Here is a 12,965-nt window from a genome sequence, read left to right on the forward strand (position 1 = left end):
CCGCAGCGTCAGGACCGGCCCGGACGCGAGCAGCAGCATCGCGCAGATCACGGCGCCACGTCCGACAGGACGCACCGGACCGCGCCCGCCCGTCGGGGCAGGTGGTGCATGGCGATCTCCCGTGGTGGTGGGGTCAGGCGGCCGGGGGAGGGGACGCGGGAGGCGGGGCGGCTGGCGGCTTGTCGTCGCCGTCCGAGATGCCGAGCGCGCCCAGTCCCTTGTCGACGTAGCTCTTGGCGATCGTGATGATGCCCGCGCCCAGCATGCCGAGCCCGGTGCCCCACAGCAGCCCGATCACCGGATCCGGGCGGAGCCGGACGACGACGCTCGCCGTCAGCATCATGGCGAGCACGAAGATCGGCGCGTCGAGCTGGAAGCGGTGCTTCGCGTAATCGCGCTGCACGACGTAGAAGCGGACCGCGGCGCACGCGCACAGCGCCGCGATCATGCTGCCAGCCTCGAACGGGTAGCCGAGCACGATCCAGATCGTCGGGGTAGAGGTCGACACGGTCGCTCCCCTGTCGGTCGCGATGGCACTGGCCGCCACGGGCACGACGGCGCCGGCCGTCACGAGCAGGCGCGGGATCACCGCGTCGACACCACGCCGACCGCGGCGATCATGCTCAGCAGCCCGAGCCAGCCGATGCGATGGGCGATCTCGCGGCTCTGCCACATCCTGATCGGCAGCGGTTCCTTGCGCAGCTGCTCGGCCAGGCCCGGTCCCGACAGGACGTAGAGGCCAAGGCCCGTCACCCCGCAGGCGACCGCGATCGGGTCCACCAGTCGCTTTGCGATGAGGAGACGCGCCGTCCCGGTCGGGTCGGATGGGTCCCACCCCCAGATGCTCGCCGCCTCGACACCGCATCGAAGCATGACGCCCGTCGCGTAGATCATGCCGATCGTCCGCCAGATGCGGGCGGGCGAGCGCAGCGGACCGACGTCGTCGCGGCGCTCCTCGTGGATCAGATAGGCCAGGACCATCGCCGCGATCGTCGTCGCCCAAGCCATCACGCCCATGTTGAGGGCGACGAGCCAGCCGTGGCCGTCAAAGCTGGGCGGGGCGAGGGTATGGGGGCCTTGGCGTACCGACTGCGCGGCGTAGCTGGTGGAGGCGGCCAGCAGGGCGAGCGCGGTCATGTCGCGCTACGCCCGATCGGCTGCACGAAGGCCGTGCACCAATTCCACAGCGGGTAGGGATGGCCGACGAGCGCGGGGATATTGGCTGCGGCGTACATCCCGCTGTTCGGCAGATACTCGTAGAAGTCTCGCGAGACCGCCGGGTCGCTGTCGCGCAGCATCCCCATGCCGCCGACCGCCGCGTGTGCGTACCAGACGAGCACCTGTCCCACCGTTTTCCGCATGAGGTCGATCCGCACCTGCGTCCGGCCGACGATCTGGACGCGGTCCATCTTCACGTCCCCGTTCGCGTCCGATACCTTGAACCCACGCCCGGCGACATCGACCGGCGCGCTGTTGCTGTACGGACCATCGAAGACGACCGGCGGCTCGGGGACGTGGAAGTCGCCGAACACCGAGTCGCCCTCCTGCGTCCACAGGATCGGCGCCAGCGGCTCCCAGTCCTGCCGCAGGGCGACGACGCGGTGCGTGACCTTCGCGGCTTGGCATCCCGCCCAGCGCGCGCCATTGGCGTCGGGGTGGTCCGATCCGTACTGCGGCGTCAGCTTGTCGGTGTAGGGATAGTCGGGACCGACCATGAACACGTCGCTCCGCTCGCGCGATACCTCAAGCTGCGCCATGCCGATCGACAGTGCCGGTACATTCCGGTTATCGTTGTCGATGGTATAGTAGCCCGTCGTCTGGAACAGAAAGTTGGCGAAGTATTTGGTCTGCCCGGTGATGGCGGACACATCGCCTCGGTAGTCGTTGAACAAGCTGTTCAGCGCCGCCTTCTGATCCGGCTTGTAATTGGAGCCCCCGTTGCTCTGGAAATAGTCGAACTGCGAGCCGTTCCAGAGTGTCGCGACCACGCCGATCGTGTCGGTCCCGGCTGCGGCCTTGGCCTTGGTGACTGCATCGCCGAGCCGGCCGTAATAGCGCCCGTTCGGCTTGAGCCACGACTCGATCGGCTCGCCGCTGACGGCCGTATTGATGCTGACGAAGACGCGAGGATCGTCCGCCAGCAGATACTGATTGAGGTGGTATTTGCAGCTGTTGACCCAGCCGATGTCCATCGTCTCCGCAAAAGCGCCGTCCGATGGCTGTAGCGCCGCCACCTGGGCATCGGTGAGCTTGACGGTGCGATCGTAATTCAGCGCGACCGAGACTAGGTCGTGCAGCGCATAGTCGCCATCGAGCGTGACGTACTGCCGACCCGCGCCGCCCGCCGCGCCCACCAGCGGCAAGGTCGCCGTGCCGAGCATCTTGCAGCCGCCATAGGGGACGCGGCTGAGGCGCGGCCACGTCTCCTGGCCGGCCGCCACCGATTGCCCGCCGGTCGCGAAGAGATTGTAGCGGAAGGAGGGCGTCTGGAGGTCGGTCTGCCTCGGCGCCTTCATCGCGAGCGAGCGGCGTACATTGGCCTCGTCGCGTTGCGCGTGGCGCTCATCGATCGCGGGATAGTCGTCGGGGGCGATCGAGACGGCCTGCCGGTCGGAGCAATGGAACTGCATCCCGGTGATCCTCGCCTGCCCACCGCCGCTCCCGCTCGTGTCGATGCCGACGAAGAAGTGGTGGAAGTTCGAACCTGCCGACACGTTGAAGGTGAGGCTGTATTTCGCGACGCGCGGCGACAGCGTCGCGACCTTGGGGATCGCGAACGAGTAGAAGAAGTCGCTGATCGTCCACAGGTAGATCGTCGCCGAGGCCGGAGCCGCATTGTCGACGTCGGTCTCGACATAGAAGGTGACGATGGCGTTGCTGTCCTTCGTCAGCAGTGCCGGGAGGGCCATACCGATCGAGTCGTTCTGGAAGCCCTGCTCGAAGCCGAGCGCGCGCAGCTCGGGCGACACGATCGACGCGAGGTTCGCGACCAAGTTCAGGCTGTAGGGCCGGACGTGCGGCCCGCGCATGGTCCGGCCGTCCGCGAACAGATTGGGGACGATGCCTAGCGCAGCCGCCGCATCCTTGGCCGACGCGGCAGCCGTTACCGCGGCGTCCCGCGCAGCCAGGAGCTCGGGCGTGGTGGTGGCGATCGGTCCGCGCAGACCCAGCACGAGCGGAGAGATGATGATCGGCTGGGTCATACGGTGGTCACTCCCGGAGCGAGGATGAAGACGCCGGGGCTCACGAGCAGCTCGGAAGCGCCGTCGGCATAGGTGATGCGGATGTCGAAATCGTCTGACCGGCTGTCGCCGGCCTCGCCCGATGCCGGCATCGCCGCCCAGGTGGCGGCCGCCGCATTGGCGGGATCACCGGGCTCGACGCGGGGCGAGAGGCTGAGCCAGCGCAGCTCGTCGGACTGTCCAGCTGTCCCGCTGGCCAGCGTGTCGGTGAAGGCGATCGCCGGCAGGGTCAGCAGCGCGTCGCCCAGCGCGCCGCCGTACAGCCGGATCTGCATGGCGATGTGCGCGCCGTCGAGCGGCAGCGCCGGCCCCTGGTACGGGTAGACAAGCGTCGGTGCCCACGTCGCATTGCGCGACGCGGTGAGCGTCTGGGGTACTGGCATGGGGTGCTCCGGTAGGGGCGGGTCAGGCGTTGAGGCGGTAGACCTTGACGGCGATCGTCGTGACGCCGCCGATCGCGAGCAGCGGCGCGACCAGCGTGACGACTAGCGTCCCGGCCGCGGTCGCGACCGCCGAGGTGATGGCATAGCCGGCAGGCGGCGTGGCGACCGGCACGAGGACGATGCCGTCGCCAGCCGCAAGCCCCGGCACGCCTGTGATGGTGACGCTGCGCACGCCAGCCGACAGAGCCACCGTCGCGCGATCGATTAGCGCCACCGTGCCGAGCAGCGTCGCCGCTGCCGGGCCGGTCGCGCCGGTAGGACCAGTCGCGCCGGTAGCGCCGACGCTCCCCGCCACACCGGGCGTGCCCGTAGCTCCCGTCGCACCTTGCATGCCCGCCGAACCGGTCGCCCCCTGTACGCCGGCGTCGCCCTTTACGCCGGTCGCTCCGACTGCGCCCGCCGCGCCGACGTCTCCCTTGGCTCCCGTCGCGCCGATGACACCCTGCGGCCCCCTCGCGCCAGTCGCGCCCGCGGCCCCGGTCGCGCCGGTAGCCCCCGTCAAGCCGATTGCGCCCTGCAGGCCGGCAGCGCCTTGCACTCCCGGCGCTCCATCCTTGCCCGCCATGCCGTCCCTACCGGCAGCGCCATCCTTGCCCGCAGCTCCTGCCGGCCCGCGCAGCGCGGCGTTGTCGGTCGGGTCGCTGACCAGCTCCAAGGTGACGTCATTGCCCTGCGGCAGGACGCCTCGCCAGATCAGCACCGCCATCGGGTCCGCGAAGCTGGGCGGCGTGGCCGACAGCCGCAGTAGGGCGAGCCCGTCGTCCGCCATCTCGATCACGCCATAGACGCGGCCGTTGCGCGGCACCGTCTGGAGATCGGCCATGCTACGCCTCCTCGCCCGTCTTGCTGTACGATCCGCCCGAGACGTAGCCGTCGGGCGGCGTCGCCACGCTCGGATAGGAGCCGTCGGCGTTCGCCGTGCTCTGGGTGCCGAGGTACACATTGTCGCTCGACCCCATCGCGACGGAAGCCGGCGCTGGCGTCGCGGCATAGGCGCTGTGCGACAAGCTCCAGGTGACGACGTAGCGCGTGCCGGCAGAAAGGCCCGTGATCGTCGCGGCCGGGAAGTCGATGCTGCTACCACTGTCCAGTCGCCCGGAGAACGCCGCGATCGTGATGCTGGCACCGTCGCTCGTGATCGGGAAGTCGACGCTCTGGGCCGCAAGCATGTGGACGCCGGCCGGCAGAAAGTCGGTGTCTGAGATCGGGTCCGCGCGCATCAGTTCGCCCGTCGCGCCCACCGCAAGATAGTCGCCGACGTCGAACTCGAACATTTCGGGACCGTGCTCCTCCATCTGGAGCGCGACCGAGAAGTCCGCCGACAAGCCCCAACTCGTCACCTGAAAGCTGTAGTTCGACAGGCCATAGCGCGCCGTCGCCAGCTGCACCGTGTCGAGGGTCGAGATGCCGATGCCGACGATATTCATCGGCCAAGTGACGCGCCGCTCGGCTAGGGCCTTGCGCAGATAATATTCGAGGATGCGCTGGCTGCGATAAATGCTGGTGACGTGCGGCAGGTCGTACGTCTTCTGACGGACATCGCCGCCGCCGTCGACGGAGCGCGTCGGCACATCCGCCTGCTGGTACTTGTCGGCCTCGACGTAGGTGCCCGAGACCTCGGTCGCGGTCTCGTCGTCGCTGAGGATCGCCGGGACCGTGATCGCGCCGGCGAGGTCGCGCTCCTGGAGCGTCGCCGACGGGCTGACATACTGCCCGACCCGCATCAGGTGCTTGCCGCCCGAGTAGGTATAGGCGCCGGCGCAGCAGGTAACGAAGGTGTCGCGGATCTCGCTCGGCGCCGCGCCCGTCTGGATGAAGCTGTCGAAGGCGTAGCGGGCTTCCGTGGTGCCGTCGGGCAGGGGGCAGGCTTCGTCCGCCACCTGCGCCTGCGCGGCTGTCCAGTCCTCGTCCAGCTCGTCGGGATAGGCGCCGAACCCGCCCTCCTCGCGGGGCATCGCGAGCCAGTCGTAGAAGACAAGCGCGGCATTGCGCGTATAGCCGGCGCTGTCGTCGCGCGGGTCCTTGACGTCGTCCTTTCCCTCGATCTCCGCCGTGATATTCGGCATCCCGGCCTGGACGACCGCATCGACCATCTTGAACTTCGCGTAAATCAGCGCGGTCCCGCGGCCGCGGTGATTGGCGGTCCACTTGCCCTGCGTCTCGGCGACAAAGGTGGCGTTCGCCACCTGATCGTCGGTCCCGCGCGCGAACCACAACCACGCGTTTTTCGCATAGGTGCCGCTCGTCACCATGCCGGAGCCGTCGACCGTCACAACCTCGTCGCCGAGCAGCCACCGGGTCACGCCCTTGCACCGATGCCCGGCCGCCGCGATGACGAAATAGCGATAGTCCTTGCCCACCGGGTGGAAGAAGATCAGCAGCCCGCCGACACGGCGCTTGCCGTAGATGATTATGCTGTTCGCGACGGACTGGCGGAAGACGCTCGGCTCCGCCGTTCCGGTCGAAGGCTTGCCCGCCAGGGCGCCGAGCACAGCCGTGGCGGCGATACCCAGCACCGCCGAGGCGACCGCGGTTGCTGCCAGCGCCAGCCCGCTGCCCGCCGCCGCCGTGACTCCAAATGCGTGCAGGGCAGCTAGGCCGAGCTGCGGAGCATATACAGCGATGGCCGCCGCTATCGCGATCACCGCGACGATCTTTAGGATCTTGCCAATCAGAAGCCTCCCGTTGCACGTTAACGTCGAAAGGAACGGTTATGATTTTTGCGATTGCGCTTCTCGCCTTAGGCCCAAGTGACCCCGGAATTGACGCAGAAGGCTGGGCTCGCAAGGCGAAGCCCATTACAAGTTGTCGAGAAGCCATCGAATGCGACGCCAAATGGGCGCGGGGACAAGAATGGATAAAACACAATAGCCGGTTTCAAATCGCCGTCGAAAAACCAGCGTTGTTCTCTACATTTGGAGCGATGTACCCAAGTTTAGACCTTGCCTTCGTGATGACCCGCTCAATCGACGGACAAGGTAAGACTACTTTTTCGGCAAGGGCTTGGTGCGGCAACGTTTTTGTATGCGAGCCAAAACCTCGTGACGCACTTGCTGCCTTAGCTCGCGCAATGGATGGCTAAGGAAACAGGGTGGCCCATTAACGCCAGAGCTTCCAGACTTCATCCACCGCGCTCATCGGTACGCATTCATCGCCATAGAACTCCGCATGCGTGCCGCAGCATATACCAAGCGCCCATCCGCGCCGGACGATGTCGCCGTGCCGGGCCTGCCGCCTCGGGATCGGTGCGCCATGCACCGCCGTGACGACACCGCTCATGTTCCGCACGCCCAACTGTCGCATCAGCGCCGCCCAGTCTCGCGGTCGGCGCGGTGACGGCCCGACGATGTCGCAGATATCGCGCCCGGTCGTGGCGAGGACATGCTCCCGCCAGCCATCGCCGCAGTGGTGCGACCAAGCCGGATCGCTCACAGCACCGCCGACTGACTGGCCTTTGCCCAGAGGATCGGCACCTCGACCATCTTGCCCACGTACTGGAACGCGAGGTCGCCGGGATAGCGGCGCTGCTGCCACCAGTCGGTGAAGCGCTTGATCGCGGGCCGGCGCTGGTCGATCTGTCGGCTTTCGCCGCCGGCCGACACCGTCAGCGTGGTGCCACTGTCGGTGATGTCGTAGCTGTTCAGCCGCCCTTTCCACAGCAGCTTGAAGCCTAGCACCTCGCGATAGGCGGGATCGAGCGCGCCGACATAGAGCTCGTACAGGCACCCGCGCACCGCCTGGTCGGCGACGTCGTCGCGGAAGTCGCTCGGCACCTCGTAGAGCGTGGCCTTGACGCCCACCGCCGACCCATCGGTGCCCTCGCCGATGGTGTCGATCTGGCCGAGTCCGCCGATCGCGGTCCACTTCTCGCCGGCATAGGCGATGGTCGCATTGCCGGTGACGGCGTAGACCGGGTCGGGCAGGTCGATATGCAGCCCGAGGAAGGGCCGCAGCTCGGGCTTGTCGACCTCGGCGGCGAGCACGGGGTCAAGATCGCGCAGTCCGGTCACAGCAGGTCCTCCGCAAAGTCGAGGGTGTATTCGGTCGGCTGCCCGACCTCCGTCTCATTCTGACCGGCATCCTCACTCGTCAGCTTGAAGCGGCCCGTCACCGGCCAGGCAAGCGGCGTGGCCGCGGCGATCGGCGCGGACAGGGGCGGGCGGACCGTGATCGTCGCTGTGCCGGCCGCGTCCGCCATGATCGAACCCGCGCCGGTGACGATGCCGCCGCCGCGCACGAGATGCGGCCGGCCGTCGCCGCCGACATAGTCGCCGATGCTGAAGGCGATGCTGTGCGGCGAGAAGCCGTCGATCACCAGCTCGCTCGCGCCGATCGCCGCGGCCCGGAAGCGCGGCACGTCGCGCGAGCGCCAAGCCTGCGGGTGGAGTGGCCGCGGACGTCGGAAGTCCCATAGCAGAGCATTGTTCAGCCCGCCCTCCAGATCCGCGATCAGGGCGTCGAGCCGGGGTCCGAAGCCCGCCTGATCGTGCAGGCGCGGCGCACCTCCATAGCCCGCCCGGAAGACGTAGCGCGCCATCCAGCGCGGCGCTGACAGACCGTAGACCTTGCGCGTGCGGGTGATCGGGCTTTCCGACCCGCCGACGTGCGGCTGGAGGTAGAACATGACCTTGTAGGGCACCAAATCGGGCGGCCAGGGCAGGTCAGCCACGCCGGCGATCCTGCTCGCGGACCTTCGCCACCGCCGTGTCGACCACCGCGCCCGCGACCCGGTACACCTCCGTGCGCGTGGCGAGGTCGACGCCGCCCGAAAAATAGACCGGCGCATGCACGGTGACGCCGCCGGTCGGACCCGTGTCATTGCCCGGCCTGCGGATATCGACCATCTCGCCCTTCGATAGATGCATCGCGACAAGGTTCTGATCGATGCCGCTCCGTCCGCCGACGGTAAAGGAGCCGCCCGTCGCGAAGCGCGGCAGGTCCGGCATGGCGATGCTGCCGATGCCGGCGGAAGACGTGGCGACCGGAGCGCCCCAGCCGCTCATGTCGACGCTGGGCGCGTAGCTCGTCTTCCCGAAGAGGCTGCCGACCACGCTCCCGAGCGATCCGAAAAGACCGCCGCCACCCGAACCGCCGCCGCTCGACAGCTTGCTGAACAGACGCGCGACCAGATCGGACAGCGCGTTCAACGCCTGCTCCATGCCCTTCTGCACGCGGTCTTTCCACCATGTGGTGAACCAGCTGCCGATGTCGCCGTCCATTGCGGCCTTGAAACCGTCCTTGAAGATGCCGCGAAACTTGCCGGTCAGCTCCGATTTCTTGTCCTGATCCGCCTCGGCATTGGCCTGCGCGAGCGCGTCGTCGCGTGATATCCGACCTTTGCTGTTCCTGCCGATCTCGTCCGCGCGCTTCTTGACGTCGATGATGCGCTGCTGCTGAGCGATTTCGACGTCGCTGTCGCCGCGCAGCTGCGCGATGCGGAGCGCGCGCGCGTCGGCATCGTCCTGGAACCATCGCTCACGCACGCGCGCCTGCGACGAATCCTGATCGGCCTGATCCTTGCGGGCGAGCACCTCCGCCTGCGCCTGCGTCTTCCCCTCGCCCTTGTAGAAGAGGATCAGCTTTTCGAGGCTGGCCTGTCGCTCCAGGCTGTCTTCGAGCGCGTAATTCTGATCGCGCTCGGCGATCGTGATGGCGATCGACCGCTGCGCATCGGCGATCGCGCGCGATTGCGAGACGAGGCGCGCGGCCTCGATATCCTTGAGGTCGCGGTTCGCGCGCGTGGTGGCGTCCGTGACTCCAAGGCCGGTGCGCTGATACGCCTCGATCTGCTTCGACAGGTCGAGCCTGTCCTGAAGCGACTGCGCCTCGGCGAGATCGCCGCGCAGCTGTGCGGCCTCGATCTCCTTCTGCATGCGCAGGTCCTCGGCCGTGAGGCCGTGCTTGTCCTTCTTCTCGCCATCGTCGCTCTTCGGCTTTTTGTCGGATGGCGGCGTGTAGGCGATGGCCTTGGGCCGGGGCGCATTCAGCGCTCCGACAAGCTGGTCATACCGTGCCTGCGCCTGCTTGGCCGCGTCGGCGGCTTCATCCGCCGTCTTCTTGTAGGCGTCGGCCGTCTGCTGGCGGGCCTTGGAGTAAATGTCCGTCGCGGGTGCGAGGATACCGCCACTACCCAGATTGATGCCGGTCGCGATGGTGATATCGCGATTGGCCTTGGCGGCCTGGAAGCGCGCCATCGCGGAGTCATTCTGTGCGGTCGACGCCGCAGCCATCGCGGCAGCTTTCGCTTCGCCCAGCAGCGCGACGGCATGATCGCGCGCCGCCGCCGCCGCCGCTCCGGTCTTGCCCGCCAGACTGTCGATCGCCTCGGCTGCCGCGTCGAGGGCCGGCTTTGCGCCGCCGAGCGTCGTGCGCAGCCGCTCCTGCTCGGCATTCATCGCCGCCAGCCGTTCCTCGTGCGAATACCAGGCATAGCCCAGCGCCGCGACGGCGACCGTCACCAGCCCGATCGGCGTGACCAGCGCCGCGAGGGAAGCGCGGACCGCCGCCATGCCGAGCGTCGAGGCGAATTGCATCGCCAGTACGCGCGCGCCGGCCACGAGCGTGCCGATCGGCTCAATCAGCGCGCTGATCGCCCAGCCGACGCCACGAAGCAGGCCGCCAGCCTCTCCGAGATTGCGAAGGAAGAAGCCGAAGGCGAGATACAGCCCACCCCCCACGATGACGAGCACGGCCGACATCATGGCGGATACGAGCACCGGATTGCGGCGCAGCCGGATTCGTCGCTCGAACAGCAGGGTCTCCAGCGAGCGAAGCGACGACGGCATCCAGAGGCCTTCCGGCTCGACCTTCGCGCGCCTGGCGGCCTCGATCATCGCCTTCGTCGCCTTGCCCTTCTTCGTCCCGCCCTGTGGATGCTCGACCTGCTCGACGGCAACGCCGAGCTGGTTGAGCTCGGGTTCGAACATCGCGCGGTAGGCGTACCGGTCGTAACCCAGGCCCATGACCTTGAAGCGGTGCACGTCCTCGGCAACCGACTGGGCGATGTGGCGAAAGGCGATGCTTTCGCCCTTCGGCCCTTGGAGGAAGCCCTCCCTGATCCAGCGCGGATAGTCGAGCTTGTCGGCCAGCGCGCGCGCCGCTGCGGTGTCGCCCGGCGTCCATGCCTCGATCCATGCGTCATAGGTCGGTGCGACGACGGTGTACGGCTGACCATGATCGTCCAGCCGCTCGACCGTGACCTCGCCGGTCTGGACGATCCCTGCCTTGGCGGTGATGTCGCGCGTCTGTGAGAGGTCGAGTCCGAGAGCGATGCTTTTGCCGTGGTGGATCGCCGGGTCGAAGTCCGCCAGCACCGGCTCCAGCGTCGACCGCGTCATCCAGGCGGCTTCCGCGTCGGTCCAAGTGCAGAAGTGCAGCCGCAGGATGCCGTTCAGCTTGCCGGGCATCGCCTTCGCCTGCGCGACGACGCCGGCCAGATACTCCTCCGTGATCGTGACGCCGAGCAGCGGGTTGGCCTTGGGCCAGCAGGTCGGATCGTCGAGCGGCTGGTCGCCTTGGTCGAGCGCGCAGACGTAGCTGAACGTCGTATCGTCGATGACGTCGCCCACATAGGCCGCGTCTTCGTCCTTTGCCTCGGCGTTGCCGGCCGCGACCTTCACCGCGTGCTCGTGCTCTTCCCAACAGATCGAGTTGCGATCGGTCCCGCTGTTCGTAATCATGAACAGGAGCGGTTGGCGCCGAAACTTGAAGCCGCGCTCCAGCATCTCCATCACGCCACGGTCAGGGTGTTCGTGCACCTCGTCGCAGAGGCGCGAAGTGGGGGCGCGGCCCCGATCCGGTCTTCTTCGCCTCGCGGCCTGAAATCACCCGCCATGAGACGGTACAGCTGCGACCGGGAAACACCTACACGGGCAGCGAACTCGGGGATTGTAAGCCCGGAGCATTCGATAGCCCTCTTAAGAGCATTTGCATCGGTCCAGTCGATCATGCGACCGATATAATCGCATTAATGCGAGGCCACAAGCGTATTCATGGGTGGCTCTATGAGAAAAAGGATCGGTTAGATGCTAATCCCCCCTAGCGGCGATGAAAGACTGGCAGACGTGCAAGAGAAGCAGGAGCCAATCGCGGCCTGGATGCGCTCCGTGATGGAACAGAAAAACCTCAACCCGACCAGCTGGGCCAAGAAGGCCGGCTTGGGCAGGGACACCGTCTCGCGCGCTATCAAGGACAAGTACGCGCACGTCAGTTCTACCCGCACCCTCATACAGCTCGCGGATGCGGCTGGCGTGCCCCCACCCCTAGATCTTGGCGCGGCGCCGGCAGGGGTGCCCTCGTCGGCGATCCTTGCGGCGATCCTAGAAGAAGCGGTGTCGCGTCTGGCACCTAGCGCAAGTTTTCCGCCCCTGCTCTGGAAAGCGATGGGACAAGCACTGCGGCATACGCTTCTAGAGCTTGCCGATGATCCTGCGACGCAGAACGATCCGACTCGGGCGAGGATGGCAGCTCGCATGGCAGCTCGTCAGCAGCCGCCAGAAGGTACTGATTAGAGAGCTCCAGAAAACGACGAACCGGGTCCATAACCTCTCCCTTTTGGAACGCCCGTATGTTCCCTTTTCGTTCCTGTTGGAAAGGGAAATTGTTCTTGAAGGCATGCCGTTGCTTCACCTTCTCCGATCACCATACGTCCTGCAACGGGAATCGGATTAATGCGCCCGAGGTGGATGTGAAATCGACCTAGTCGCATTATTGCGATTGACTATAGTCGCATTAATGCGTAGATCACTCTCCATCGCCGCACCCTGCGGCATGGAGGCAAGAGATGGCGACGGCGCCGGTACAGATTGACGAGGAACGCTGGGCCGAGGTGCAGCGGCGGGGCCTGGACTCGGGCGGACACAAGACCTTCGCCGCCGGCGTCTGCGCGATGGAAGCGGCCGCATACATCTCCCGTCAGCCGTGGTCCGACGCCCCCGAGTGCGTCTGCCCGGTGATCGGAGCTTTCATGCGCTCGTGGAACGACGCGCTGCCCGACGATCAGCGCACCTCGCTGCTGCTGCCGCTGATCCCGCTGACGATCGGCACGAAGGGGTCTGACAAGCTCGCCGAGCGGCGCTCGATGATGGCCGTCGACTGGTACATCCGGGTGCATACCCCGGCATGGCTTCGCCTCTCCGGCCTGACCGAACAGGCCGACGGGCTGGCGGCATTGCCCGAGCTGACCGCGCAGGATCAGATGCCATCGATCCGCGCGCCGCTCGAAGCGGTCCAGCGGGACGCGTCGGCGGCGCGGTCGGCGGCGGGGTTGGCGGCGGGGTTG

The 12,965-nt window shown here is 67.1% G+C and carries 13 protein-coding genes; 3 read left to right on the top strand and 10 right to left on the bottom strand.

Features of this window, described 5'->3' with window-relative positions; translation table 11 throughout:
- Nucleotides 1-133 precede the first annotated feature (133 nt).
- Genes HUV01_RS05625 through HUV01_RS05650 form a run of 6 tightly spaced genes read right to left on the bottom strand, consistent with a single transcriptional unit; the run spans nt 134 to nt 6,330 of the window.
- Nucleotides 134-589 (bottom strand): hypothetical protein, encoded by a 456-nt coding sequence (locus HUV01_RS05625; RefSeq protein ID WP_254606407.1) that lies wholly within the window; start codon nt 587-589, stop codon nt 134-136.
- The gene (locus HUV01_RS05630) at nt 586-1,137 is read right to left on the bottom strand and encodes a hypothetical protein (RefSeq protein WP_174297329.1); all 552 of its coding nucleotides are present in this window, start codon (nt 1,135-1,137) and stop codon (nt 586-588) included. The genes HUV01_RS05625 and HUV01_RS05630 overlap by 4 nt, the downstream gene beginning before the upstream one ends.
- On the bottom strand, nt 1,134-3,203 hold the full coding sequence (locus HUV01_RS05635) for a hypothetical protein (RefSeq protein ID WP_174297330.1): 2,070 nt from the start codon (nt 3,201-3,203) through the stop codon (nt 1,134-1,136). Before HUV01_RS05635 ends, HUV01_RS05630 begins: the two co-directional genes overlap by 4 nt.
- Complete coding sequence (locus tag HUV01_RS05640; protein ID WP_174297331.1) at nt 3,200-3,625, bottom strand: hypothetical protein; 426 nt, start codon at nt 3,623-3,625, stop codon at nt 3,200-3,202. The genes HUV01_RS05635 and HUV01_RS05640 overlap by 4 nt, the downstream gene beginning before the upstream one ends.
- 22 nt (nt 3,626-3,647) lie before the next feature.
- Entirely contained in the window at nt 3,648-4,508 is an 861-nt protein-coding gene (locus HUV01_RS15305) for a collagen-like protein (RefSeq protein ID WP_217430923.1), read from the bottom strand.
- A 1-nt stretch (nt 4,509) separates the two neighbouring features.
- Complete coding sequence (locus HUV01_RS05650; RefSeq protein WP_174297332.1) at nt 4,510-6,330, bottom strand: phage tail protein; 1,821 nt, start codon at nt 6,328-6,330, stop codon at nt 4,510-4,512.
- A 68-nt stretch (nt 6,331-6,398) separates the two neighbouring features.
- Between HUV01_RS05650 and HUV01_RS05655 the strand changes: the two genes are divergently transcribed.
- Nucleotides 6,399-6,767, top strand: a complete 369-nt coding sequence (locus HUV01_RS05655) for a hypothetical protein (RefSeq protein WP_174297333.1) — start codon at nt 6,399-6,401, stop codon at nt 6,765-6,767.
- Nucleotides 6,768-6,784: 17 nt separating this feature from the next.
- On the opposite strand, the gene HUV01_RS05660 is transcribed toward HUV01_RS05655, so the two are convergent.
- From HUV01_RS05660 to HUV01_RS14915, 4 genes are read right to left on the bottom strand one after another with little or no spacing between them, the layout of a single operon-like run.
- Nucleotides 6,785-7,117, bottom strand: coding sequence for a DUF6950 family protein (locus tag HUV01_RS05660; RefSeq protein ID WP_174297334.1), 333 nt, complete (start codon nt 7,115-7,117; stop codon nt 6,785-6,787).
- A complete protein-coding gene (locus HUV01_RS05665) occupies nt 7,114-7,695 on the bottom strand; it encodes a hypothetical protein (protein WP_174297335.1) in 582 nt (193 codons plus the stop codon). The genes HUV01_RS05660 and HUV01_RS05665 overlap by 4 nt, the downstream gene beginning before the upstream one ends.
- Complete coding sequence (locus tag HUV01_RS05670) at nt 7,692-8,354, bottom strand: hypothetical protein (RefSeq protein ID WP_174297336.1); 663 nt, start codon at nt 8,352-8,354, stop codon at nt 7,692-7,694. Before HUV01_RS05670 ends, HUV01_RS05665 begins: the two co-directional genes overlap by 4 nt.
- Entirely contained in the window at nt 8,347-11,442 is a 3,096-nt protein-coding gene (locus HUV01_RS14915) for a terminase TerL endonuclease subunit (protein ID WP_217430924.1), read from the bottom strand. Before HUV01_RS14915 ends, HUV01_RS05670 begins: the two co-directional genes overlap by 8 nt.
- A 306-nt stretch (nt 11,443-11,748) precedes the next feature.
- On the opposite strand from HUV01_RS14915, the gene HUV01_RS05680 reads away from it, so the two are divergent.
- Together HUV01_RS05680 and HUV01_RS05685 are read left to right on the top strand one after the other, a co-directional pair.
- Nucleotides 11,749-12,195: a helix-turn-helix domain-containing protein gene (locus HUV01_RS05680; protein ID WP_174297337.1), complete on the top strand. Its 447-nt coding sequence runs from the start codon at nt 11,749-11,751 to the stop codon at nt 12,193-12,195.
- 272 nt (nt 12,196-12,467) lie between these two features.
- A partial coding sequence (locus tag HUV01_RS05685; protein WP_217430926.1) for a hypothetical protein occupies nt 12,468-12,965 on the top strand: 498 nt, incomplete at its 3' end.

It is taken from the genome of Sphingomonas bacterium (assembly GCF_903643035.1).
Taxonomy (GTDB): domain Bacteria; phylum Pseudomonadota; class Alphaproteobacteria; order Sphingomonadales; family Sphingomonadaceae; genus Sphingomonas.

What these genes read in the sequence shown, in the direction of transcription:
- HUV01_RS05630 (WP_174297329.1), bottom strand. Translation starts at nt 1,137, where the DNA reads ATGACCGCGCTCGCCCTGCTGGCCGCCTCCACCAGCTACGCCGCGCAG.
- HUV01_RS05635 (WP_174297330.1), bottom strand. Translation starts at nt 3,203, where the DNA reads ATGACCCAGCCGATCATCATCTCTCCGCTCGTGCTGGGTCTGCGCGGA.
- HUV01_RS05640 (WP_174297331.1), bottom strand. Translation starts at nt 3,625, where the DNA reads ATGCCAGTACCCCAGACGCTCACCGCGTCGCGCAATGCGACGTGGGCA.
- HUV01_RS15305 (WP_217430923.1), bottom strand. Translation starts at nt 4,508, where the DNA reads ATGGCCGATCTCCAGACGGTGCCGCGCAACGGCCGCGTCTATGGCGTG.
- HUV01_RS05655 (WP_174297333.1), top strand. Translation starts at nt 6,399, where the DNA reads ATGATTTTTGCGATTGCGCTTCTCGCCTTAGGCCCAAGTGACCCCGGA.